Origin of the sequence: Ureibacillus sp. MALMAid1270 (assembly GCF_049202975.1) — a bacterium.
Taxonomy (GTDB): domain Bacteria; phylum Bacillota; class Bacilli; order Bacillales_A; family Planococcaceae; genus Ureibacillus.
Window position 1 is genome coordinate 168,771 of the sequence record NZ_JBMIRP010000093.1, and the last position, 22,816, is coordinate 191,586.

At 36.0% G+C, this 22,816-nt stretch carries 27 protein-coding genes and 1 pseudogene; 20 read left to right on the forward strand and 8 right to left on the reverse strand.

Going from position 1 to position 22,816, the window contains the following annotated elements; all coding sequences use genetic code 11:
* The first annotated feature begins 50 nt into the window (after positions 1 to 50).
* The 13 genes from ACOQFO_RS13465 (at position 51) to rpsI (ending at position 8,505) form a co-directional block, all read left to right on the forward strand.
* Entirely contained in the window at positions 51 to 707 is a 657-nt protein-coding gene (locus ACOQFO_RS13465) for an adenylate kinase (protein ID WP_421690180.1), read from the forward strand.
* A gap of 414 nt (positions 708 to 1,121) precedes the next feature.
* Complete coding sequence (infA, locus tag ACOQFO_RS13470) at positions 1,122 to 1,340, forward strand: translation initiation factor IF-1 (protein WP_016839390.1); 219 nt, start codon at positions 1,122 to 1,124, stop codon at positions 1,338 to 1,340.
* A 37-nt stretch (positions 1,341 to 1,377) separates the two neighbouring features.
* A complete protein-coding gene (gene rpmJ / locus ACOQFO_RS13475) occupies positions 1,378 to 1,491 on the forward strand; it encodes a 50S ribosomal protein L36 (RefSeq protein WP_000868344.1) in 114 nt (37 codons plus the stop codon).
* 22 nt (positions 1,492 to 1,513) lie between these two features.
* Positions 1,514 to 1,879 carry a 30S ribosomal protein S13 gene (gene rpsM, locus ACOQFO_RS13480; protein WP_421690181.1) on the forward strand — a complete coding sequence of 122 codons (366 nt, stop codon included), beginning with the start codon at positions 1,514 to 1,516 and terminating at the stop codon, positions 1,877 to 1,879.
* Positions 1,880 to 1,903: 24 nt separating this feature from the next.
* Positions 1,904 to 2,293 (forward strand): 30S ribosomal protein S11, encoded by a 390-nt coding sequence (rpsK, locus tag ACOQFO_RS13485; RefSeq protein ID WP_036172483.1) that lies wholly within the window; start codon positions 1,904 to 1,906, stop codon positions 2,291 to 2,293.
* A 121-nt stretch (positions 2,294 to 2,414) separates the two neighbouring features.
* Positions 2,415 to 3,359: a DNA-directed RNA polymerase subunit alpha gene (locus ACOQFO_RS13490; protein WP_421690182.1), complete on the forward strand. Its 945-nt coding sequence runs from the start codon at positions 2,415 to 2,417 to the stop codon at positions 3,357 to 3,359.
* Between the two features lie 44 nt (positions 3,360 to 3,403).
* On the forward strand, positions 3,404 to 3,784 hold the full coding sequence (gene rplQ / locus ACOQFO_RS13495) for a 50S ribosomal protein L17 (RefSeq protein ID WP_421690183.1): 381 nt from the start codon (positions 3,404 to 3,406) through the stop codon (positions 3,782 to 3,784).
* 451 nt (positions 3,785 to 4,235) lie between these two features.
* Positions 4,236 to 5,081, forward strand: a complete 846-nt coding sequence (locus ACOQFO_RS13500; protein WP_421690184.1) for an energy-coupling factor ABC transporter ATP-binding protein — start codon at positions 4,236 to 4,238, stop codon at positions 5,079 to 5,081.
* Positions 5,057 to 5,929: an energy-coupling factor ABC transporter ATP-binding protein gene (locus ACOQFO_RS13505; RefSeq protein WP_421690185.1), complete on the forward strand. Its 873-nt coding sequence runs from the start codon at positions 5,057 to 5,059 to the stop codon at positions 5,927 to 5,929. The genes ACOQFO_RS13500 and ACOQFO_RS13505 overlap by 25 nt, the downstream gene beginning before the upstream one ends.
* Complete coding sequence (locus ACOQFO_RS13510) at positions 5,926 to 6,723, forward strand: energy-coupling factor transporter transmembrane component T family protein (RefSeq protein WP_421690186.1); 798 nt, start codon at positions 5,926 to 5,928, stop codon at positions 6,721 to 6,723. The genes ACOQFO_RS13505 and ACOQFO_RS13510 overlap by 4 nt, the downstream gene beginning before the upstream one ends.
* A 13-nt stretch (positions 6,724 to 6,736) precedes the next feature.
* Complete coding sequence (gene truA / locus ACOQFO_RS13515) at positions 6,737 to 7,477, forward strand: tRNA pseudouridine(38-40) synthase TruA (RefSeq protein WP_421690187.1); 741 nt, start codon at positions 6,737 to 6,739, stop codon at positions 7,475 to 7,477.
* Positions 7,478 to 7,652: 175 nt separating this feature from the next.
* Complete coding sequence (gene rplM / locus ACOQFO_RS13520) at positions 7,653 to 8,090, forward strand: 50S ribosomal protein L13 (RefSeq protein ID WP_421690188.1); 438 nt, start codon at positions 7,653 to 7,655, stop codon at positions 8,088 to 8,090.
* Positions 8,091 to 8,112: 22 nt separating this feature from the next.
* The gene (gene rpsI / locus ACOQFO_RS13525; protein WP_106781794.1) at positions 8,113 to 8,505 is read left to right on the forward strand and encodes a 30S ribosomal protein S9; all 393 of its coding nucleotides are present in this window, start codon (positions 8,113 to 8,115) and stop codon (positions 8,503 to 8,505) included.
* A gap of 99 nt (positions 8,506 to 8,604) precedes the next feature.
* Here rpsI and ACOQFO_RS13530 read toward each other — a convergent pair whose 3' ends face one another.
* Together ACOQFO_RS13530 and ACOQFO_RS13535 are read right to left on the reverse strand one after the other, a co-directional pair.
* Positions 8,605 to 10,143 carry a glycine betaine uptake BCCT transporter gene (locus ACOQFO_RS13530; RefSeq protein ID WP_421690189.1) on the reverse strand — a complete coding sequence of 513 codons (1,539 nt, stop codon included), beginning with the start codon at positions 10,141 to 10,143 and terminating at the stop codon, positions 8,605 to 8,607.
* A 778-nt stretch (positions 10,144 to 10,921) separates the two neighbouring features.
* Positions 10,922 to 11,494: a TetR/AcrR family transcriptional regulator gene (locus tag ACOQFO_RS13535; RefSeq protein ID WP_421690190.1), complete on the reverse strand. Its 573-nt coding sequence runs from the start codon at positions 11,492 to 11,494 to the stop codon at positions 10,922 to 10,924.
* A gap of 227 nt (positions 11,495 to 11,721) precedes the next feature.
* Here ACOQFO_RS13535 and ACOQFO_RS13540 point away from each other — a divergent pair, with 227 nt between their 5' ends.
* From ACOQFO_RS13540 to ACOQFO_RS13550, 3 genes are all read left to right on the forward strand, one after another.
* Positions 11,722 to 11,982 carry a small, acid-soluble spore protein, alpha/beta type gene (locus ACOQFO_RS13540; RefSeq protein ID WP_421690191.1) on the forward strand — a complete coding sequence of 87 codons (261 nt, stop codon included), beginning with the start codon at positions 11,722 to 11,724 and terminating at the stop codon, positions 11,980 to 11,982.
* Between the two features lie 421 nt (positions 11,983 to 12,403).
* Positions 12,404 to 12,580, forward strand: coding sequence for a hypothetical protein (locus ACOQFO_RS13545; protein ID WP_421690192.1), 177 nt, complete (start codon positions 12,404 to 12,406; stop codon positions 12,578 to 12,580).
* Positions 12,581 to 12,634: 54 nt separating this feature from the next.
* Positions 12,635 to 13,717, forward strand: a complete 1,083-nt coding sequence (locus ACOQFO_RS13550; RefSeq protein ID WP_421690193.1) for a PQQ-dependent sugar dehydrogenase — start codon at positions 12,635 to 12,637, stop codon at positions 13,715 to 13,717.
* 178 nt (positions 13,718 to 13,895) lie between these two features.
* On the opposite strand, the gene ACOQFO_RS13555 is transcribed toward ACOQFO_RS13550, so the two are convergent.
* From ACOQFO_RS13555 to ACOQFO_RS13570, 4 genes are all read right to left on the reverse strand, one after another.
* On the reverse strand, positions 13,896 to 14,861 hold the full coding sequence (locus ACOQFO_RS13555) for a cation diffusion facilitator family transporter (protein WP_421690194.1): 966 nt from the start codon (positions 14,859 to 14,861) through the stop codon (positions 13,896 to 13,898).
* A gap of 35 nt (positions 14,862 to 14,896) precedes the next feature.
* Entirely contained in the window at positions 14,897 to 15,235 is a 339-nt protein-coding gene (locus ACOQFO_RS13560) for an ArsR/SmtB family transcription factor (protein ID WP_421690195.1), read from the reverse strand.
* A 135-nt stretch (positions 15,236 to 15,370) separates the two neighbouring features.
* Positions 15,371 to 16,033 (reverse strand): GNAT family N-acetyltransferase, encoded by a 663-nt coding sequence (locus ACOQFO_RS13565; RefSeq protein ID WP_421690196.1) that lies wholly within the window; start codon positions 16,031 to 16,033, stop codon positions 15,371 to 15,373.
* Between the two features lie 12 nt (positions 16,034 to 16,045).
* A complete protein-coding gene (locus ACOQFO_RS13570) occupies positions 16,046 to 16,903 on the reverse strand; it encodes a carbon-nitrogen hydrolase family protein (RefSeq protein WP_421690197.1) in 858 nt (285 codons plus the stop codon).
* A gap of 336 nt (positions 16,904 to 17,239) precedes the next feature.
* Here ACOQFO_RS13570 and ACOQFO_RS13575 point away from each other — a divergent pair.
* The 3 genes and pseudogenes from ACOQFO_RS13575 to ACOQFO_RS13585 all read left to right on the forward strand — a co-directional run.
* Positions 17,240 to 18,172, forward strand: a pseudogene (locus ACOQFO_RS13575) (ABC transporter ATP-binding protein); the annotation flags it as partial.
* 163 nt (positions 18,173 to 18,335) lie between these two features.
* The gene (locus ACOQFO_RS13580) at positions 18,336 to 19,049 is read left to right on the forward strand and encodes an N-acetylmuramoyl-L-alanine amidase (RefSeq protein WP_421690206.1); all 714 of its coding nucleotides are present in this window, start codon (positions 18,336 to 18,338) and stop codon (positions 19,047 to 19,049) included.
* A gap of 145 nt (positions 19,050 to 19,194) precedes the next feature.
* A complete protein-coding gene (locus ACOQFO_RS13585; protein ID WP_421690198.1) occupies positions 19,195 to 20,253 on the forward strand; it encodes a P-loop NTPase in 1,059 nt (352 codons plus the stop codon).
* 53 nt (positions 20,254 to 20,306) lie between these two features.
* Here the strand turns inward: ACOQFO_RS13585 and gerD are convergent, their stop codons facing one another.
* Complete coding sequence (gerD, locus tag ACOQFO_RS13590) at positions 20,307 to 20,933, reverse strand: spore germination lipoprotein GerD (protein WP_421690199.1); 627 nt, start codon at positions 20,931 to 20,933, stop codon at positions 20,307 to 20,309.
* Positions 20,934 to 21,085: 152 nt separating this feature from the next.
* On the opposite strand from gerD, the gene ACOQFO_RS13595 reads away from it, so the two are divergent.
* Positions 21,086 to 21,769 carry a KinB-signaling pathway activation protein gene (locus tag ACOQFO_RS13595; RefSeq protein WP_421690200.1) on the forward strand — a complete coding sequence of 228 codons (684 nt, stop codon included), beginning with the start codon at positions 21,086 to 21,088 and terminating at the stop codon, positions 21,767 to 21,769.
* A gap of 53 nt (positions 21,770 to 21,822) precedes the next feature.
* On the opposite strand, the gene ACOQFO_RS13600 is transcribed toward ACOQFO_RS13595, so the two are convergent.
* Positions 21,823 to 22,476, reverse strand: coding sequence for a hypothetical protein (locus ACOQFO_RS13600; protein ID WP_421690201.1), 654 nt, complete (start codon positions 22,474 to 22,476; stop codon positions 21,823 to 21,825).
* Positions 22,477 to 22,816: the final 340 nt, after the last annotated feature.

Here is a 22,816-nt window from a genome sequence, read left to right on the forward strand (position 1 = left end):
AGGAAACTATTTTGTTTCCTACGCCAGCTGAATTAGGGGGAGCAAAACGTATGAATATCGTTTTAATGGGTCTGCCCGGTGCTGGCAAAGGTACTCAAGCAGATAAAATTGTTGAGAAGTACGCAATCCCTCATATTTCTACAGGCGATATGTTCCGTGCCGCTATAAAAGATGGCACAGAGTTAGGATTAAAAGCAAAATCGTTTATGGATCAAGGAGCACTTGTTCCTGATGAAGTAACGATTGGTATCGTTCGCGAACGACTTAGCCAAAAAGATTGTGAAAAAGGTTTCTTACTTGATGGATTCCCACGTACAGTACCACAAGCGGAAGCATTAGATAACATTCTTTCTGAGCTTGGTAAACAAATTGATCATACAATTAATATCCAAGTTGAAAAGGATGAACTTGTTGCTCGTTTAAGTGGACGTCGTATTTGTAAGGTTTGCGGTGCTTCGTACCATATCATTTTCAATCCTCCAAAAGAGGAAGGTAAATGTGATAAAGATGGTGGCGAATTATACACTCGTGCTGATGATAATCCTGAAACGGTTGCGAACCGTCTGGAAGTAAATATGAATCAAGCGCAACCTTTGCTAAACTATTATGAAGCAAAAGGTGTTTTAACGAATATTGATGGACAGCAAGACATTAATAAGGTCTTTGCTGATCTAGACGCTCTATTATTACAGGGCAGCCGCAGCTAATACCCGGCATTAGGCGAATATCAATTGCTTTTCGCGCGTGAACTGCGGTGCAACAAAAAACTAATGAGAGTTGCAAAAGCAAAATGTGCCCGGTATACACTTTATGAAGTGTAATGCTTATTTTAGATAGGATGACACTAATAAGTGTGTTAAGGGTTTCGTGGAAGCATCTGTGTAAACGGGTATGAATCTCTCATCCAAGACATTCCGGCTATCGTTAAACAATAAGGATAACAAAATTTCGATTTTGTTCTATCCGTGGATTGTGTGAAGCGAAACCAGACGAGCGTCTTTCGAACATCTCTCATACAATCCATGCATATGTTAATGGTGTTGCTTCTTTAGAAGAAAACAATTGGATGGTTTCTCTTAGTAGAGAATCGGAAAAGCGCATATAGAAGGGAGATAGGGTTGATGGCGAAAGACGATGTAATTGAAGTCGAAGGAACAGTAGTTGAGACTTTGCCAAACGCGATGTTTAAGGTAGAATTAGAAAATGGGCACACGGTTCTTGCGCACGTATCTGGAAAGATTCGTATGCATTTTATCAGAATTTTACCTGGAGATAAGGTTACTATCGAGTTATCTCCTTACGATTTAACTCGCGGTCGTATCACATACCGTTTTAAATAATCTTTTGCACTCCGGAATATTAAGGAGGTTGGGTTAGATGAAAGTGAGACCATCTGTGAAACCGATCTGCGAAAAATGTAAAGTAATTCGCCGACGCGGTAAAGTAATGGTAATCTGTGAAAATCCTAAACATAAACAAAAACAAGGATAATTAGAAGGAGGTGCACTAATATATGGCACGTATTGCTGGTGTTGACATTCCTCGCGACAAACGCGTTGTAATTTCATTAACATACATTTACGGTATTGGTAAAACAACTTCTCAAAAAGTTCTAGCAGCTGCTGGTGTATCAGAAGATACTCGCGTGCGCGATCTTACTGAAGATGAATTAAACCGTATCCGTGAACAATTAGATTCATACAAAACAGAAGGTGACTTACGTCGTGAAATTTCATTAAACATCAAACGTTTAATGGAAATCGGTTCATTCCGTGGTATCCGCCACCGTCGTGGTTTACCTGTTCGTGGTCAAAATACGAAAAATAATGCGCGTACGCGTAAAGGTCCTCGTAAAACTGTAGCGAACAAGAAAAAATAATAAGTAAAGGGGGTTCCTTTTAACATGGCTCGTAAACAACAAACACGTAAACGTCGTGTGAAAAAGAATATCGAATCTGGTATTGCTCACATCCGTTCTACATTTAACAATACAATTGTAACGATTACAGATATGCAAGGTAATGCAGTGTCTTGGTCTAGTGCTGGTGCACTTGGATTCAAAGGTTCACGTAAATCTACACCTTATGCTGCTCAAATGGCTGCAGAGGCTGCTGCAAAAGCATCCCTTGAACATGGTCTGAAAACGTTAGAAGTAACTGTTAAAGGTCCTGGTGCTGGTCGTGAAGCTGCAATTCGTGCTCTTCAAGCAGCAGGTCTAGAAGTAACTGCAATTAAAGATGTTACTCCAGTTCCACATAACGGTTGCCGTCCACCAAAACGTCGTCGTGTGTAATGGGTGCAACTCACAAATTTTGAGACATCATCTTTGTGCAAACCGAAAGAATGTGCAATTATAATAAGTATATGATGGTATGAACCTAATACATCCGATGTTTTGAAGGAGGGTAAATTGAATGATCGAAATTGAAAAACCAAAGATTGAAACAGTTGAGATCAGCGAAGATTTCAAACATGGTAAATTTGTTGTTGAACCGCTAGAACGCGGATATGGAAACACTTTGGGTAATTCTTTACGTCGTATCCTTCTGTCTTCGCTTCCAGGAGCTGCTGTTACAAGCATTCAAATTGATGGAGTACTACATGAATTCTCTACTGTTGAAGGTGTAGTTGAAGATGTAGCTTCTATTATTTTGAATATTAAAAAGCTTGCACTTAAAATCTACTCTGACGAAGAAAAAGTTATTGAGATTGACGTGAAAGGCGATGCAGTTGTTACAGCTGCTGACATAACACATGACAGTGACGTTGAAATTTTAAATCCAGATCTATATATTGCAACAATTGCTAAAAATGGTCATTTACGTATACGTATGTATGCACGTCGTGGCCGTGGTTATACTCCTGCTGATCAAAACAAACGTGAAGATCTTCCTATCGGCGTGATCCCGATCGACTCTATTTACACTCCAGTTTCACGCGTTAATTTTCAAGTAGAAAACACTCGTGTCGGACAAAATTCTGACTTCGACAAATTATCACTTGATGTGTGGACTGATGGAAGCATTGGTCCAAAAGAGGCGATTTCGCTTGGCGCAAAAATTTTAACTGAGCACCTTAATATCTTCGTTGGTTTAACGAATGAAGCACAAACGGCTGAAATCATGGTTGAAAAAGAAGAAGATCAAAAAGAGAAAGTTTTAGAGATGACGATCGAAGAACTAGACCTTTCTGTTCGTTCTTACAACTGTTTAAAACGCGCTGGTATCAATACGGTACTTGAGCTTGCGAATAAATCAGAAGATGACATGATGAAGGTTCGTAACCTTGGTCGTAAATCATTAGAAGAGGTAAAAGCGAAATTAGAAGAGCTTGGTTTAGGGTTACGTAAAGAAGACTAAGCACTACTTTCAAGTCTGAAGAACAAAAGAAGGAGGGAACATCTATGGGTTACAGAAAACTTGGTCGTACAAGTTCTCAACGTAAAGCGTTATTACGTGACTTAGCTACTGATTTAATCGTTAACGAACGCATTGAAACAACTGAAGCGCGTGCTAAAGAATTACGCTCTGTTGTTGAAAAAATGATTACTTTAGGTAAGCGTGGAGATTTACATGCTCGTCGTCAAGCTGCTGCATTCATCCGTCGTGAAGTTGCAACTACTACTGACGAAAACGGCAATGAAACATCTTCATTCGCATTACAAAAGTTATTTAACGATGTAGCACCACGTTACGCAGATCGTCAAGGTGGTTACACTCGTATCCTTAAAAAAGGTCCTCGTCGTGGTGACGGTGCACCTGTAGTAGTAATTGAATTAGTTTAATTCAGTTATTCTTTCATAGAGGGTATCCGGTTCACCCGTTGAGTCCGGCCCCTCTCTTTTTCAAATGATTTATACGACAATAAAATGGCATTGAGCGTTATAATGAGCGAGTCCTTTGTGACGGCGTCTCGTCTAGCTCTCCGCACCTCATTCATAAGTGCTTGGAAATGAGCAGCCAAGCTCTTAATTAAAAATGTAGTTAAAGCGCATTTCTCTGAATGAGGTGCGCGCTTTTTTATTCAATTGTATTTGGTATAGTTTTCCATTCTAGTAGATTCAATATTTCTTTTGTAAAAATGAATACATATGTAAAAATAAGATACGTTCCATTCTAGTATAGTTCTGCTGATTGATAACGTACCTTATTTTTGTATATGTAAATATTTATTCATCGACAATAAATGATAAGGTAGATATTATTAGCTGAGTAAGTTGAGAGGAGTATCTAGAAGTGAGTGAGATTCTGTCGTTTAATAATGTGAGTTTTTCATATACACCAGAAATTGAAGATGCACGTAAAGCAGTTCATGATGTTTCATTTTCAATAAATGAAGGTGAATGGATTTCAATAGTTGGTCATAACGGATCTGGTAAATCCACAATGGTAAAAATCATCTCTGGTCTGCTATTTCCCCAAGAGGGTGAAGTACGTGTTTTAAATAGTAAATTAACAGAAGAAAATCTATGGGAAACACGCACTCAGATTGGTATGGTCTTTCAAAATCCTGATAATCAGTTTGTTGGTGCAACCGTGCAAGACGATGTTGCCTTCGCTTTAGAGAATAATGGGGTACCTCATGAAGAGATGGTAAAGCGTGTTCACACATCACTTAAACAAGTGAAAATGGACTCTTTCTTAAATCATGAACCACATCATCTTTCAGGTGGTCAAAAGCAACGTGTTGCAATTGCTGGTGCTTTAGCTATGAGACCAAAAATTTTAATACTTGATGAAGCGACAGCAATGCTAGATCCACAAGGGCGTGCTGAAGTGCTGAACACTGTACGTGAATTGCGAGCAGAGACTAATTTAACCGTATTATCCATTACACATGATATTGAAGAAGCATTGTTAGCTGATCGAATTCTTTTTATGAATGACGGAAAGAAATACGCAGAGGGTTCACCTCATGAGATTTTCTCACTTGGAGATAAATTAGTTGAACTTGGTCTAGAGCTTCCATTTGCGATGAGAATGACGAACTTGTTAAAAACAAACGGTGTTCATTTAGTTGGAGAACATATGACAGAAGAAGAGTTGGTGAATGATATATGGACATCAAACTTCAACAAGTAAGCTTTGCCTATTCTATGGGCACACCATTTGAAAAGCATGCTTTATTTGATGTGGATTTAGAGATACCTTCGGGAACTTATCAAGCTGTAATAGGACATACTGGTTCCGGAAAATCTACGATATTACAACATTTTAATGGCTTACTAAAACCTTCTAAAGGTGAAGTACATATTGGTGAAAGAGTAATTGTGGCGGGAAAGAAAGCAAAGGAGTTAAAACCTATTCGTCAAAAGGTAGGGATTGTTTTTCAATTTCCTGAGCATCAATTATTCGAAGAAACTGTCTTAAAAGATATTAAGTTTGGTCCTATGAATTTTGGCGTGTCAGAAGAGGAAGCTGAGAGACGTGCTAGAGAGTTAATTGGACTTGTTGGGTTACCTGATTCCGTTCTTGAAAAGTCTCCATTTGACTTATCTGGTGGACAAATGAGACGTGTTGCCATTGCGGGAGTACTTGCGTTAGAACCGGAAGTCATTGTATTGGATGAACCAACTGCTGGACTTGATCCAAGAGGACAACGTGAAATAATGGATATGTTCTATACATTACATCGTGAACGTGGCCTCACGACGATTCTCGTAACTCATAGTATGGAGGATGCCGCAAAATATGCGGACAAGCTTGCTATCATGCATGAAGGCCGTTGTGTTTTAACTGGTACGCCAAGGGAAATTTTTGCTGACGCAAACATACTTGAACAGTATCGTTTAGAACTACCACGAATTGTTAAGTTTCAACAAAAAATGGAGAAGTTAATAGGTAAGAAGCTCTCTAAAATTTGTTTAACTGAAGAGGAATTAGCTAAAGAAATTGCTCGTGCAGTAAAAGGGGAGCGTGAAGAGTCATGATGGAAAAAATGATTTTTGGGCGATATATTCCTGGAGATTCTTTTGTTCATCGATTGGATCCACGCTCTAAACTAGTATTTGTTTTTGCTTTTATTATCATTGTTTTCATAGCAAATAATACAATTACCTACGCAATGTTATTTGCTTTTACGCTATTCATTATTTTGCTATCTCGTATACGTCTTTATTTTTTAGTTAATGGTTTAAAGCCTGTATTGATATTAATCGTCTTTACATTCTTGATTCATATCATTTTCACAAGAGACGGTAATATTGTATTAGATCTTGGCTTCTTAAAGGTTTATGAAGAGGGGATAAGACAAGGGATATACATTTCAGTTCGATTTGTTGTACTTGTTTTCATCACATCTATATTGACTTTAACAACATCACCAATCTCAATTACTGATGGAATCGAAGTTTTATTAAACCCATTAAAGAAAATAAAGCTACCTGTACATGAGCTTGCCCTAATGATGTCTATAGCACTTCGTTTTATCCCAACATTAATGGATGAAACTGATAAGATTATGAAAGCACAAATGGCTCGTGGATCTGATTTAAGTGCAGGTCCATTAAAGGATCGACTAAAAGCAGTCGTTCCATTATTAGTACCTCTGTTTGTTAGTGCATTTAAACGAGCAGAGGATTTAGCAACTGCTATGGAAGTAAGAGGCTATCGCGGTGGAGAAGGACGTACACGTTACCGAAAACTAAAATGGGATTGGCGAGATTCAATCAGTTTAATTGTACTGATTGTTTTAACTGCAGTATTAATCTTTTTACGTACTTAAGGGGTGATCTTGTTTGCGTCGTTTAAAAGCAACTATAAGTTACGATGGTACACATTTTTCAGGCTATCAAGTGCAACCAGGCGAGCGAACAGTTCAACTAGAGATAGAAAATGTCTTAACTAAAATGCATAAAGGTGAAATGGTACGTATTACTGCAAGCGGTCGTACCGATTCTAAGGTACATGCAACAGGACAAGTCATTCACTTTGATACAAACCTAACTATACCACCAGACCGCTATCAGAAGGCTTTAAACGTCCAATTACCGAAGGATATTCGAGTATTACAAATAGAGGAAGTACCTTCTGATTTCCACGCCCGATTTAGTGTTATTGGAAAGAGATATCGCTATATTTGGAACTGTGATTCGGTTCAAAGTCCTTTTCGTAGACATTATTCGGTCGATACAAATGGTGTAAAACCAGATGTAGCAAAAATGATCGAAGCTGCTCAATACATTATCGGTACGCATGATTTTTCATGTTTCTGTGCAGCGAATACGTGTGTAGTGGATAAAGTCCGTACCGTACATTCTTTAAAACTGGAATGGCATGGCCAAGAATTACACATGGTCATAGAAGGAAACGGGTTTTTATATAACATGGTGAGAATCATTGCTGGTACTCTTTGGGAAGTTGGAATTGGAAAGCGTGAAGCAAGTAATTTAAAAGCAGTAATAGATTCTATGGACCGTGGAAATGCAGGTAAAACAGCTGCAGCACATGGTTTATATTTAGAGCAAGTATTTTATTAAAAAATAAAGTTAAAAAACAACACTACCAGGTGTTCATTTTCACTTGACTTACTATAAAAAATATTATAAGATGACATATGGTATTTTCATTACCAACCACGAATAAGCCCCGAATCTTATAAGTGATTATATAATGAAAAATAACGGTAATCGAATCGATTAGGAGGACATATAAATGCGTACAACATTCATGGCTAAAGGTCACGAAGTAGAGCGTAAATGGTTAGTAGTTGACGCAGAAGGCCAAACTCTTGGACGTTTAGCTTCTGAAGTAGCTTCAATCTTACGCGGTAAACATAAACCAACATTCACACCAAACGTTGACACAGGTGATCACGTAATCATCATCAATGCAGAAAAAATTCAATTAACAGGTAATAAATTAGAAGGTAAAATTTACTACCGTCACACTCAATTCGCTGGTGGTTTAAAACAACGTACAGCTGGCGAAATGAAAGAAAAATACCCACGTCAAATGCTTGAATTAGCAATTAAAGGCATGCTTCCTAAAAACTCTTTAGGTCGTCAAATGTTCTCTAAACTTCACGTTTACGCTGGAGCAGAACATCCACATGCAGCACAAAAACCAGAAGCATACGAGCTTCGCGGATAATTCATTAGAGGAGGATATACACTTGGCACAAGTTCAATATATCGGCACAGGTCGCCGTAAAAGCTCAGTAGCTCGCGTACGTTTAGTACCAGGCGAAGGCAAAATCGTTATCAACAACCGTAACATCGAAGACTACTTACCATTCGAAACTTTACACTTAATCATCAACCAACCATTAGAAGCAACTCAAACTAAAGGTAGCTATGATGTATTTGTAAACGTAAACGGTGGTGGATTCACTGGTCAAGCTGGTGCTATCCGTCACGGTATCGCTCGTGCGTTACTACAAGTTGACCCAGATTTCCGTCCAGCACTTAAATCTGCAGGTTTACTAACTCGTGACCCACGTATGAAAGAACGTAAAAAATACGGTCTTAAAGGTGCTCGTCGTGCGCCTCAGTTCTCAAAACGTTAATATTCTTATTCACGTTTTCAAACCCTTTCTCGAGAAAGGGTTTTTTTTCATGCAACAAAAAATATTATCAATATAGGTTAATAAAAAACTACGCCATAATTAATCATATGACGTAGTTTTTGCTGGTTTTTTACGAGGCTTCGGTTTGTGATACAAACCGAGTTCTTTTTTATCATTAACTAAAGATTTATAAAGCGAAAGCATCATTAAGATCATGATGAACGAAAACGGGAACGCTGCTATGATCAGTGCATTTTGCAGTGCTTGCAATCCACCACTATAGATTAGAACTAAAGCTACAATTGACTGAGCAACTCCCCAGGTTAATTTTATAGATGTTAGTGGATTGAGGGAGCCGTAAGTTGTTTGCATACCTAGTACAAAGGTTGCCGAATCTGCAGATGTAACAAAGAATATGCTAACTAATGCGATTGTAATGACAGACATGATTGTTGGCCAAGGTAACTCTTTAAAAATTGCAAACAATACTTCTTCCGTAGCAAGCTGTGTAATATCATAATTTACAGCTTTTTGAACCTCGATTCCAGTAGTACCGAACACTGCAAACCATAAAAAGCATACAAGCGTGGGAAGTAATAAAACGCCGATAACAAATTCTCGGATCGTTCTTCCTCTCGATACTCGAGCTATAAATATCCCAACAAATGGAGCCCAAGAAATCCACCATGCCCAATAAAAGATAGTCCAAGAATTAATCCAAGAACGGTTATCCTCATTTAGTGGAGCAATACGAAAACTCATTTGAACTATATTTTGTAAGTATCCGCCAAGAGAATCAGTAAACATATTAATAATGAGAAGTGTTGGTCCAATGATAAACATTAAAACTAACAAAACAACCGCAAATAACATATTTACATTACTTAAAATTTTAATACCCTTACCTAATCCAGTCGATGCGGAGAGAGTAAATAAAATTGTAACTATAATTACAATAATCAATTGAACTGTAAAATTACTCGGTATTCCAAATAAGAAAGATAGTCCTCCATTAATTTGCGTTGCACCAAAGCCTAATGTAGTTGCCACCCCTACAACAGTAGCTACAACAGCTAATACATCTATAACTGTTCCAAGGGTTCCTTCCATTGCCTTTTTCCCTAATATTGGTTTTAATGTAGCGGAAATAAGAGCTGGTTCTCCCTTTCGAAAATTGAAATAAGCTAATGCTAAAGCTACGATTGCGTATATAGCCCAAGCATGAATACCCCAATGGAAAAAGGTATACCGTAACGCTTCTTTTTGCGCTTCATCCGTTCCAGACTCAGCTAATGGAGGTGTCATGAAGTGAGAAAGTGGCTCTGCCGCTCCCCAAAATACAAGACCAATCCCCATACCTGCACTGAAGAGCATTGCAAACCAAGATGCTCTCGAAAATTCAGGTTTCTCATCAGGTTTTCCTAACTTGATGATTCCAATTGGGCTAAAAATAAGGAAAATACAAAAAACCACCAATACTGTAACTAAGATTAAGTAATACCATCCGAATGTAGAAGTAAGAAATACTTGTACTCTTGCTGTTACGGCTTCAAAATTCTTTGGTGCAACAACTCCGTACACGCAAGCAGCTAGTACAATCAATACTGAAATCCAAAATACGTTAGAGACCTTTTTCATCATGAATTCCTTTCTCGGTAGAAATTTTACTTTATCTATTTCATAAAAATAATTTACCTATGAAAGTATCTACTTATTTATTGGTTTATTCTTTCCCTAACTACATTTCTTTATGACTAAAGGAAAAATGAACCTATTAATTGATAAAAATAACTCTGGACATTTATTCCAAAAAGTACCAATACTTAGGTATTCTATCGAATTACCGATGATGTAAAAGGGGATGCAAAGCCGAACAACTATATTAAAGACGCAAATCAAATTCCATTAAATAAACCGAAAAAAGTTACAGTAGAATTAAATAGTCACGCATTCTCTAATCAGAACCGCTATGGTGGAAATCATTTTACTGCTGTATTATACACGGAAGATAATAATACGACCGATCTAAAGCTTTGGGAAAAAATCGTCTATCTTTTTACCTGCTGGAACATATTATTTAGAAATAGAAACAGATGTACACGAAAACATGAACTTAATTTATGAGTCAAAACATCAGATATTCTTACACCATATTTTGAATCAATCTCAGGATCAAAGGATTTAAATCATTTAAAAACGTCTCAGCAATTGTTCAATGGAGAGATATATGGAACTATTCAGAGCATGATTATTTTTTGGTTGATCATAAAGACGAAAATCCATTTGTTCTCTATACTTCTTCATAAATATTTAAGTCCTTTCTCGAAAGTGACATATATGTAACTTTAGTTTAAAAATGAGCGGAACAATTAATTCCGCCATTTAATTAGTAACTGAATGTTACAAGAGTGTCAATTTAATTGTTTTTGAACAATCCGTGACTTATTACATCTTTAATCATCTCTACCCATTCCGGAAGTGGAATATTATTTTGATTACGAATATTCACTGTTTCAAATATCATTCCCAAAATAAGATTGTTAGGGAGCTCTTCCTTGAATACGCTTTCCTTTTTGCCTAATTCAACAAACTGTTGTAGTGATGCAAACAAATCAATAATAATTTCACTTATTTTTTGTTTATTTGCTTTAATTTTATTATTAATAATTGGGATTTGCATTCCCATCGTTCTAATCTCATATAGGCTTAAATCTGAAAAAATCATATCAAAAAGCGCATCAAACTGCTCTTGAAATGTTTTCTTTTCACCGATCACTTTCATATCATTTAAAAACTTTTCTAGTTCATAAACCATATATTCACTAAGAAGTTCTTCTTTATTTTCATAGTATTTATAAATTGCTGCTCTCGATACATCAAGATAGCTTGCAAGCACAGTAAAAGTAAATCCATCGTAACCGTATTTAAGAAGTAGATGCTTTACTGCATGATATAATTCCTCATTTGTAAATTTTTTCTCACGTGCCAAGTTGTTCACCTCATTTTAATAATGAACTTTAATATGTAAAAATCAAGGATTTTTCTTAAATCTATTTCATTTTTAAGTGATCTTGTGATTACTAATTCTATATTATCTAATTATACAATTATTGGAAATATTAATATGAATAATAGTTTCTATTTCTATATTTAAATAAACGAAATTACATGTACACCACTTTTTTTTGTAAATAATAATCAAAAGGAGGGATTACGATGGCGCGTAGAAATCGAAATAAATTATTAGTTCCTGAAGCAAGAGAAGGACTTGACCAACTAAAAGCAAAAGTTGCGGGTACAAATGATCCTAATCAAGCCAAATTTGAAATAGCAAAAGAAATAGGTGTTCCATTAAATGAAGAATATAACGGAAAACTGACTTCTGAGCAAGCTGGTAAAGTAGGCGGTAGATTAGGTGGAAATATGGTCAAGGAACTTGTAAGAATGGCACAAGAAAATTTAAATAAAAATAGTTAATATAAGTGGGATCAAATGTAGCTGTTGCAGCTTAAGTATGTATAATATTTATCCAATCATTAGGGGCTGTCGTGGTACAATTGTTGCTGCTTATTTCATTGGAAAAATTTTAGGTTGGATAATGCCGCGTTATCAGAAATACTTGCTCAAATGGATTGAAAAAGAAAAAGAACAGGAATCTAAAGCTTAAGATGAAGTGAATATAAAAAATGTAACCAATTAATATCTATGTTTAGACTCTTCCGATTTATGGGAGATTCTTTTTTTAGACCGATTGTTTATACAGGATAAGTTTCCCCATACTGTAGTTGAGGTGGAATGATGACGATTGTACGATTAGGATACGTTGCAATGAGTATGGAATTGAAAAATGCATCACCATCAAATACCATGACATTTGTAGCATTTCAGAAATGTGAATATGTTTTTCAATTTCTTGAATGAAATAAAAGGAACCGTTCCTGAAATTCACTGTATGATCGAAGCAAAAAAGAAAGATGAAGCGCTATTTACCTTAATGGAGGAAATCCGTCACCGTGATGATGTTGTGATTATTGATGGATCTAGCTTTTCTTTAAAGTATAATGTGTGGAAATAAAGGGAAAAGGTGATAAGATTTCTAGTAAACCAAACAGAGAGGGGAAGTGATTTTGTGAAGAAGGTTTTCATTCTATCTTTTTTACTTTTACTTGTTTTAGCAGGTTGTAATCCCCCAGAGCCTGAAGTAATTGTACAAAATCCAGATTCTGATATCATTGAAGTTACTAAAATGAACGAAAGATTAGTTGTCATTGCTCAAAATTTAAATATCCCTTGGTCTATCGATAAGATAAACGATACATTTTATATAACGGAACGTACTGGTACAATTACAAAAATTGAAGGTGGTCAAGCAGTCAGACAGCAAGTAAAACTAGATAAACAACTTTCTAAAGCAGCTGAGGCGGGGCTAATGGGGTTTGCACTAGCACCTAATTTTACAAATTCCAATCGAGCATATGCGTACTACACTTATGAAGATCAAAATGGTCGATTTAACCGGATTGTTTCTTTAATTTTAGAAAACAATGTATGGGAAGAAGAGAGCGTCCTTCTTGATAAAATACCAAGTGGTAATGTTCACCACGGAGGGCGAATTAAAATCGGACCAGATGGAAAACTTTATGCAACAGCAGGCGATGCAGCTGAATCATCTTTGGCTCAAAACTTAAATTCACTATCTGGTAAGATTTTAAGATTAAATTTAGATGGGTCCATACCAGCTGATAATCCTTTTAAGAACTCTTATGTTTATAGTTATGGCCATCGTAATCCACAAGGGTTAACTTGGTCACCAGAAGGAACAATGTATGCAAGTGAACATGGAAATCGGGCTAATGATGAAATCAATAAAATAGAACAAGGGTTAAATTATGGTTGGCCAGTAATAGAAGGTACGGAAGGGCAAGAAGGAATGGTGTCACCGATCTTTACTTCCGGAAGAAACAATACTTGGGCTCCTTCCGGTATGGGCTACTATAACGGAAAGTTATATGTAGCTGCACTAAGAGGAAATGCGGTATTAGAATTTAATCTTGAAACTGGTGAGACAATGGAGTTTGTAACAGGGTTAGGTAGAGTTCGTGATGTATTCGTTGAAGGGGACACACTTTACTTTGTTACTAATAATACGGATGGTAGAGGAACCCCTCAACCGAATGATGACAAGCTATATAGTATATCGCTAAGAGAATAAACCCTTATAAGCATTAAAAAACCGAACTAATGGTTCGGTTTTTTGGTTCCATCTATGCTAATGAAGGGATGCAAAAGCTTTTACTAGACAAAATTTCGTGGAAGAAAGAAAAAGTGTCTAGTAAATCTTAAGATTCCCTAAAAACATGAACTAAAACCAATCCAACATCATTTCCCCATTAATGATGATGGTGATGATGATGTCCGCCTTGTTCCCCTTTAATCTGACAGAGGATGGATTCATCATGTTTATGCGCGGTTGTTTCTAGTTGGATAGTGACATGTTGAATACCGAGATGAATTAAATCATGTTCAATTTTTCTAAGCATATCTTCACTTTCTGCAATAGTCATTGTTGAGTCATTAACAACTGCATGACAAGAAAGTGCATTTAAGCCACTTGTAATACTCCAAATGTGTAAGTCATGAATTGTAATAATACCATCTGTCTTTTTAATGGTTGAAATCACTTCATCCATATTAACATTGTCAGGCGTACCTTCCATTAGAACGTTCACCGCAGATTTTGTAACATAAAAGCCACTGCGTAAAACAAGTGCTGCAACGATCACACTTGCTAGTGGGTCTGCCCAGCCAAATCCATAGAACATCATAAGTAAAGCCGCAATAATTGCCCCAACGGATCCGAGCATATCACTTAATACGTGCAAATATGCTCCACGCATATTTAAGTTTTCTTCAGTATCGCTACCTCGATGCATAATCCATGCAACAAGAATATTTACTAGAAGCCCAATCGAACTAATAATAAGCATACCTGTAGTCGCAACCTCAGGTGGATTAGCGAAGCGTTCAATGGCTTCATAGAAAATAAATGCAGCAATGAGCATTAGTGTAATGCCGTTTAAAACAGCCGCTAAAATTTCAAATCGTTTATATCCAAAAGTCTTTCGTTGATTGGCAGCTTTCTCACCTAATATAAAGGCAAAAAGTGCAATACCAAGTGCAACCGAATCACTTAACATATGACCTGCATCAGAAAGTAAAGCTAGACTATTGGTAATAAATCCTCCAATTGCTTCAACAATCATATAAGCAGTAATGATGATAAAAGAGATTAACAGCACTTTCTTATTTGCACCATGAGAGTGCTCATGGTGGTGATGGTTATGATGTGCACCCATGGGTATCCCCCATTTCTAATTTTTATTTCCCCTAACTAATAATGTGTAGCGTGGTCAATGGCTTGCTGAAGCAAGTTCATAATATGATCATCATCATTTGAGTAATAAAGTGTCGTACCTTCTCGTCTAAACTTCACCAGACGTAGGTTTTTTAAAAATCGTAGTTGATGTGATACAGAAGACTGACTAAGATTTAGCTTTTCAGCAATCTCATTCACCGAATGTTCTTCGGAGCATAGAAAGTTTAGAATACGAATTCTTGTTGGATCACTTAATGCTTTAAATGTTTGAGAAACAACAAATAATGTTTCCTCATCTAAATCGTTAGTATGTGCAGGTTGAACAATATCGTTCATTACCTTTTCTTGAGTCATAATCATCACCCTTATTTTTTCTTATATGAGCATATGTTCATATATCATTTATATGCAACATTCTAGAAATTGTCAATTGAAATTGGAAAAAATTAAGCACCTTTTCAAAGAATATGAAAAAGTGCTTAAAAGGTTTTATTTAAATGGATTTTTCCATTCCATTAAGACGCCATAATTTAGTGATTCTTCATCATCCAAATAATTTTCAACTACAGCAATAGGCATACGACCTGCACGAAGTAAAAATGAGATGACAGGGTCATGAATTTTTCCAGCAAGTACAGCCTCAACATATTCATTAGCCGTCATTTCATGAGCTACCTTATGATAGCCAGGCATTCGTCCGCCACCAAGTAAACGATCCAATCCTAACTGGATGACAATATGATACATGGATTGCATCATGATTTTGCCCAAACCTAAAGAGCGGTAGGCTGGTCGAACGCTAATATCCACTATATATAGAGTATTGCCATTAGGGTCATGATTCGTAATATAGCCATGGTCTGTTATTTCAGCCCAAGAGTGATTTGGATGTGTAGGATCAAAATTCACACACAATCCAGTTAATGAGCTCACAATCTTTCCGTCAATTTCAATACATAGTGCACCCTCGGGAAAAAGAGTCACGTGATTGTTTAACTGTTCTTTATTCCACCATAGTTCAGATGGGAAGGGTGGAGGGAAACATTCAGATTGAATCTCAATGAGTTCATCAAAATCCTTTGAGTCATAATTCCGTACAATAATTTGCACAGGCTTTCCGTTAGAGAAAAGTAACTGTTTACTTCGATACAAAGTAAAGCCTCCTTACTTCCAATCTGTATATAAATCAGTTCGTCGGTCTCTCCAAGTTGTTACAGATCCTTTTTCACGTACTTGATATAATAACTCCAAGTCTAAATCAGCTGTAACTAACATGTCGTTATTAATTTCCCCTTCAGCAAGTAACCCTTTTGGAGGGAATGGTACATCGTTAGGTGTAATAATAGCCGCTTGGCCGAAGTTCATGCGCATAAAGTCAACTGTTGGAAGAGAGCCAACTGTTCCTGTTAACACAACATAAACTTGGTTTTCAATGGCGCGGGCATGACTTGTATATCGAACACGGTGGAATCCATGTCGATCGTCTGTGCAGGAAGGACAGAAAATAACATCCGCTCCCTTTGCTTTTGCCATACGTACAATTTCAGGAAACTCAATATCGTAGCAAGTTAGAATTGCTATTCTACCTTTATCTGTATCAAAAACTTCTAATCCATCACCTTTGGACATGTTCCATTCATGTACTTCTGTTGGTGTAATATGAATTTTTGCTTGCGATTTAACAGTACCATTAGGGTAAAATAAATGAGCCGTGTTACGTAATTTACCTTCTACATTTACAACGTGTGTACCAGCAATAATATGTACATTATATTGCTTAGCAAAACGTGTAAAAGTTTCAATATATTGTTCTGTAAAAGACGGTAAATCATTTATGGTTAGAGCTTTCCCATCTGCTCCTTTAATAGACAATAGTTGTGTCGTGAAAAACTCAGGGAATAAAATAAATTCAGTTTCAAATTCAAGAGCAGCTCTTATATAATGTTCACATTGCTGTGCAAAATCATCGAAGCTCTCAATTGTGTGTAAATGATATTGCACTGCGGATACTCGAATTTTCATACAATACCTCCAACTTCTATTTATTACGTTATATAGTATCATAGAACATGTAGAATTTTGAAATATAATACTAATTAAGAGCAAGGAATCTTTTAGAGTGACAGAAACCTAAATTTTCTAATACCTAAAATATTGACCGGTTTGTATACGAACGTATACAATTAAGAAAATAAAGTGTATACATTTGTATACAACTCTCGTATCTCAAGGAGTAAAACATGCAATCAGCATTTAAACTCACAAAATATTTAAAATCATATATGCTATTTACTATTATTGCACCATTACTAATGGTATTGGAAGTAGCGATGGATTTGTTGCAACCAACAATTATGCGGTGTTATTGCTTCATTTATTACTTACTCTAGTCAGTTTTTACGACCAATTAGCCAATTATCGAACCTTTTCAATACTTTCCAATCGGCAATAGCAGGGGCAGAACGAGTATTTGAAATGATTGACGCGGAAGAAGAAGTAAAAGATGTTCCAAACGCCATTACTAAAGATAAATTCGAAGGTAATGTAGTCTTTCGTAATGTGAAATTCCAGTATAACGAAGATAAGAAAATACTTCTTAATATTTCATTTGAAGCGAAAGCCGGAGAAACAATTGCATTGGTAGGTTCAACGGGATCTGGTAAAACGACGATTATTCAATTGCTGAATCGATTTTATGATGTAACAAATGGAGAAATATTACTCGACGTGGAAAATGTTAAAAAATACAAGATGGAAAATCTGAGAGATCATATTGGTGTTGTCCTACAAGATACTTACTTGTTTTCTGGTACAGTAAGAGAGAATATCCGATATGGAAAATTAGATGCGACTGACGAAGAAGTAGAAGAAGCAGCTAAAATTGCTTATGCCCACAATTTTATTAAATATTTGCCTAAGAGGTATGAAACAGTCTTAGTGTCAGGTGGAACAAATTTAAGTCAAGGCCAACGACAATTAATTGCCATTGCTAGAGCGATTTTAGAAAATCCAGATCTATTAATTTTAGATGAAGCAACCTCTAGTGTAGATACAATGACAGAAATTCATATCCAAAAAGGACTTAATAATTTGATGAAAGGCAGAACAAACTTTGTCATTGCCCATCGATTAAAAACAATTGAGAATGCAGACAAAATTCTAGTAATTAAAGATGGTTCTATTATCGAACAAGGAAATCACGAAACATTGATGAAACAAAATGGGTTCTATACTAACTTGCAACACAATTACAACTTCAAGAATAACTTCATTGCTGTCCAACATTTTTAAGTTTGGACAGCAATTTTTTATAGTTCAAGATTTTTCGTATTGAAATTTTTTCTCTAAATGTATGAATATTTTTTCTATTATTTCATAATCAGAACTTTAGGAATACAAGCCTTCTTTCAAGCGTATAGTAGTGCAAAAGGTTGTAAAAGGCGGTGTACAAGTTTTGAAGCGATGGCTCGCACTAATTGTTATTTTACTAGTTTGTTTAGCAGTGGTTGTATATGAGACAAGCGCATCAGACAGAAAGTTCTTCTTACCTGAACCATTAGGTGGAGTGAAAATTGTTGTCGATGCGGGGCATGGTGGTGTTGATGGAGGTGCATCTTCTCAATCTGTAATTGAAAGTAAGATCACACTTGCAATTGCAAAAAAAGTTGAAAGTCAGTTAAAACGTATGGGTGCAGAAGTAGTTATGACAAGAACAACTGATGGTGACGTGTTGGACGAGCATGCTCCAAGTGAGGAATTTGCTACATTAAGAGAGCGTAAAAAACAAGATATCTTTTTACGTGAAGAAATCGTTAAATCGAACGAACCGGAAATTTTCATTACAATCCATGCAAATGCAATTCCTGAAGAAAAATGGCGCGGTGCACAAGTTTTCTACCACCAATCAGGACATCCGAATAGTGAACTGTTAGCAAAATCAGTTCAAGATTCTATTAAAAATACTTTGCAAAATACAGATCGTGAAGCTTTAGCCATTAAACAAATTTATTTATTGAAAAAGGCAGAGGTTCCAGCTGTATTAATCGAAACAGGATTCTTAAGTAATCCAGAAGAACGTGAACTTCTATCTGATGAAAGTTATCAAGAAAAAATGGCAAATGCCATTGTGAATGGTATTGAAAATTATGTAAATATTGACTTTGAATAATATTAAAAAACCATTCGCTTGTATATAAGTGAGTGGTTTTTTAATAATAAAAATGCATTTCCTGTTGAAATCGAAATCGTTTGAATCCGTTTTCAACTAACACTATGCTATACTAATATTAGAAAAAGTTATAGGGGTGTTAGACTTGATTAATGAACAAATAGTAAGAGAAGTACTAGGCAAGTTAGAAGATCCTTTTTTACATAAAACACTAGAAGAAACTAACGGAATTCTAAGTGTATCAATAAAAGAAGAAAAGAATCATGTTAGTGTTAAAGTTGCAATCGCTAAAACAAATACACCAGAGCAAATGCAATTACAGATGAAAGTAGTAGAAGTATTAAAAAAAGCTGGTGCAAAATCAGTTGGTATTCGTTTTGAAGAACTTGCTCCTGAAGTATTAGAAAGTTTCCGTGGTAAAGCAACAGTTGCTGAAGCTCATGACATTTTATCTCCTTTATCTACTGTACAAGTGATCGCCATTGCATCTGGTAAAGGTGGCGTAGGGAAATCTACAGTCTCTGTCAATTTAGCAGTGGCACTTTCTCGATTAGGAAAAAAAGTTGGATTAATCGATGCGGATATTTACGGATTCAGTGTTCCTGATATGATGGGCATTCAAGATATGCCAGTGGTAAAAGAAGATCGCATCTATCCTGTTGACCGTATGGGTGTAAAAGTAATCTCAATGGGATTCTTCGTTGAAAATAATGCACCTATTGTTTGGCGTGGACCAATGCTAGGGAAAGTATTAGATCAATTCTTCCGTGACGTTGAATGGGGCGATCTTGACTACTTATTATTAGACTTACCACCAGGTACAGGTGACGTAGCATTAGATATTCACCAAGCACTACCAACATCAAAAGAAATAATCGTTACTACTCCACATCCAACAGCTGCATTTGTTGCTGCTCGTGCTGGCGCTATGGCATTACAAACAAACCACGACATCCTTGGTGTTATCGAAAATATGGCTTGGTTTGAATCAAAACTAACTGGTGAAAAAGAATATGTATTCGGTAAAGGTGGAGGTCCAAAACTAGCTGACGAATTACGTACTGAGTTACTTGGACAAGTGCCACTAGGACAACCTGACTGGACAAAAGAAGACTTTGCACCATCTGTTTATGATGAAGAACATCCAACAGGAAAAATTTATTTAGAAATTGCACAAAAAGTAGTTAATCAATTAGAGAAATAATATAGAAAAAAGCGGATTGCAACTGAGCAATCCGCTTTTTTAGTGTTATTCTGTTAACTTCCTTCCTCTTCTTTACCGCTACCGCCGCCTGACTCTTCACCGCCACTACCGCCGGATCCGCCACCATCTTTACCACCGCCTGAAGATCCTTCTCCAGACTGTTTAATTAAATTTTGCCATTTTGTCTGTAATAGTGGGTCTTCAATCGTTTGCATGACAACTTCCTCCATTTGTTTACGTAAGGAGGTGCTTTTTAGTATCGTTTCTAATTGTTTTTGCATTTCGGGCTGCCCAAAAAATGTTGCCAAGTCTTCTTGAAATGTCGCATTTTTAATTAATTGAGTCATTATGTCTGTTTGTTGATCTTTCATACTTTTAGCAATTGCTTCTTTAAAAGCTGGATCTTCAAACTGCTTTTTCCAGAATTCTTGAGCATCTTCTGATAGTAAAGTGTCCTTAATTGCCGTTTCAACCTCAGTGTGTTCAAGCACAATTAATTCACGGATACTCGGGTCTTCTAAAAGCTGACGAAGAGCCTTTTTACCATCTTCAGTTTGGATGGAGTCAATCATTATTTTCTTTATTTCATCATATGACATTGTTGATCTTTGGCCACCATCAGAACAGCTCGCCAACAATAGAAATACAAATATGAATGGAAACAAACGTTTTAATTTCACTGTAATCAGTCCCTTCTTTTAAAGGCTCTCTTTCATTTATTGTTCACATTTTGGAACATAATATGTATGTGGTTTGTTACATGGATTAGCTTTTTTAATAAACGATTGATAAAATATATTAGGATTATTTAAAAAAAGGGGATTAAATTGTTGTGACTATACGAAACTGGATTAAATTTTTCCTTATGTGCGTAATAATCGGTGGCATTGTAACAGGTGTTGCTGGTATTTTTATTAGATGGAATTTTTTTCAACCATACTTAGCTGCTGGTGAAATTGGTGAATTTTTCGCAGCGTTTGGTTGGATGATCTTACTAGGTGTTACGATGAGCGTTATTGCACAGGCAGGATATTTTGCTTATCTAACATTGCATCAAGTAGGTGTTGGTGTTTTTAAAACGTTAACTTTATGGAATTGGGTACAGGTATTATTAATTGCCATTGTTATTTTTGATTTAATTGTTTTCCGATTTGCACCTGGTGCACAAAGCTTCCAAGATTGGTTATTCTACGGTGGTTTACTAGTCTTTTTAATCTTTGCAGCTATTGCAACTGCTGTAAAAAAGGTTCAATTAACAACGAAAAAGCACATTTTAGTTTCTTCTTTATTTTTCATGATTGTCGTTACATCATTAGAATGGATTATCGCACTAATGGGTCGACAAGGTAACATCGATACATATGTTGCATTGTTATTATTCCCACTTGTTGCGGTAAATGCATACCAGCTTTTAGCGTTACCAAAATATAATGCAAAATCTGATGAAGACCGTAAAAGACTTGAGGAAAGAAGAAAAGCGCGTAAGGTTGCAGTTCAACGAAAAGCAAAAGCATAAAATGAAAAGGGCTAGTACAATTTTGGTAATAATAATTGTACTAGCCCTATTTATTATTCAGGGAGTTTTTTTGTTTTGATCGAATATCCAAAGATATTTTCTTCAATGGACATGAATTTTTGAGAAATCAAAAATTTACTTAAAGCCTCGAAGTTTGGACTTGTTCCTTCATGCAATGGAATTGTGATAATGGCTCCTTTGTCATTTTTATAATCATCACTTTCTTGATAAATTACTGTTGGAGCTAAAGTGTTTATATGTTCATTAAAAATGATTTGTTTTAATTCAACTGTATAATTATAGTCAGAAGTCATAAACCAAAGTGGCTTATTTTGAAAATGCTTCTCGTAAATGGCAACATCTTTTATAAATAATTCCTTAGTATAGCCATTTGATTCTTCCCCACCTAGCAGGCCTATAGGGATATTCTTTTTCTTAATTACATCAATATACTTAGAAGAGCGATTAATCCAATCAGCGCTAGCCATTAATAATGGATATGGCTGCTTCAAATTTTCTAACCATTCTAGAAATCCATCATGTGAAAAGGTGACTTCTACTACGATAGACTGTCCATAATTTCCTTTAGAGATTACTACAGGTTCGTTAGTCATTTGAAAGACTGAAATAATTGAATCCCTCTGGGGAATTACAAACAAAACAAAAAGCAGAGCCACGGCAAATGTTATCACCATTTTACGAATCATTTACTTACTCCTTTTTATGGATTTTAAAATGCAAAAAGTTGTCCCATAAAAAACTTATGAAATTATGTTGACTTTCATGAATAAACGATGTTAATATAGAAAAGTCGCTGATAACAAAACGCGATGTTATGAAAAAAGTTGTTGACATCATAAATTGAAGATGTTAATATAGAAAAGTCGCCTACGAAACGGCGCAATTCATGAACCTTGAAAACTGAACAACAAAACGTTAATGAATTAAATGTTTCTTAATAGAAACACAATTTTGGACATCATAAAGATGCCAGCAAAAATTTGAGCTTTATCAAATTTTCTTTTATGGAGAGTTTGATCCTGGCTC

What these genes read in the sequence shown, in the direction of transcription:
- ACOQFO_RS13465 (WP_421690180.1), top strand. Translation starts at nt 51, where the DNA reads ATGAATATCGTTTTAATGGGTCTGCCCGGTGCTGGCAAAGGTACTCAA.
- infA (WP_016839390.1), top strand. Translation starts at nt 1,122, where the DNA reads ATGGCGAAAGACGATGTAATTGAAGTCGAAGGAACAGTAGTTGAGACT.
- rpmJ (WP_000868344.1), top strand. Translation starts at nt 1,378, where the DNA reads ATGAAAGTGAGACCATCTGTGAAACCGATCTGCGAAAAATGTAAAGTA.
- rpsM (WP_421690181.1), top strand. Translation starts at nt 1,514, where the DNA reads ATGGCACGTATTGCTGGTGTTGACATTCCTCGCGACAAACGCGTTGTA.
- rpsK (WP_036172483.1), top strand. Translation starts at nt 1,904, where the DNA reads ATGGCTCGTAAACAACAAACACGTAAACGTCGTGTGAAAAAGAATATC.
- ACOQFO_RS13490 (WP_421690182.1), top strand. Translation starts at nt 2,415, where the DNA reads ATGATCGAAATTGAAAAACCAAAGATTGAAACAGTTGAGATCAGCGAA.
- rplQ (WP_421690183.1), top strand. Translation starts at nt 3,404, where the DNA reads ATGGGTTACAGAAAACTTGGTCGTACAAGTTCTCAACGTAAAGCGTTA.
- ACOQFO_RS13505 (WP_421690185.1), top strand. Translation starts at nt 5,057, where the DNA reads ATGGACATCAAACTTCAACAAGTAAGCTTTGCCTATTCTATGGGCACA.
- ACOQFO_RS13510 (WP_421690186.1), top strand. Translation starts at nt 5,926, where the DNA reads ATGATGGAAAAAATGATTTTTGGGCGATATATTCCTGGAGATTCTTTT.
- rplM (WP_421690188.1), top strand. Translation starts at nt 7,653, where the DNA reads ATGCGTACAACATTCATGGCTAAAGGTCACGAAGTAGAGCGTAAATGG.
- ACOQFO_RS13530 (WP_421690189.1), bottom strand. Translation starts at nt 10,143, where the DNA reads ATGAAAAAGGTCTCTAACGTATTTTGGATTTCAGTATTGATTGTACTA.
- ACOQFO_RS13540 (WP_421690191.1), top strand. Translation starts at nt 11,722, where the DNA reads ATGGCGCGTAGAAATCGAAATAAATTATTAGTTCCTGAAGCAAGAGAA.
- ACOQFO_RS13545 (WP_421690192.1), top strand. Translation starts at nt 12,404, where the DNA reads ATGTTTTTCAATTTCTTGAATGAAATAAAAGGAACCGTTCCTGAAATT.
- ACOQFO_RS13555 (WP_421690194.1), bottom strand. Translation starts at nt 14,861, where the DNA reads ATGGGTGCACATCATAACCATCACCACCATGAGCACTCTCATGGTGCA.
- ACOQFO_RS13560 (WP_421690195.1), bottom strand. Translation starts at nt 15,235, where the DNA reads ATGACTCAAGAAAAGGTAATGAACGATATTGTTCAACCTGCACATACT.
- ACOQFO_RS13570 (WP_421690197.1), bottom strand. Translation starts at nt 16,903, where the DNA reads ATGAAAATTCGAGTATCCGCAGTGCAATATCATTTACACACAATTGAG.
- ACOQFO_RS13600 (WP_421690201.1), bottom strand. Translation starts at nt 22,476, where the DNA reads ATGATTCGTAAAATGGTGATAACATTTGCCGTGGCTCTGCTTTTTGTT.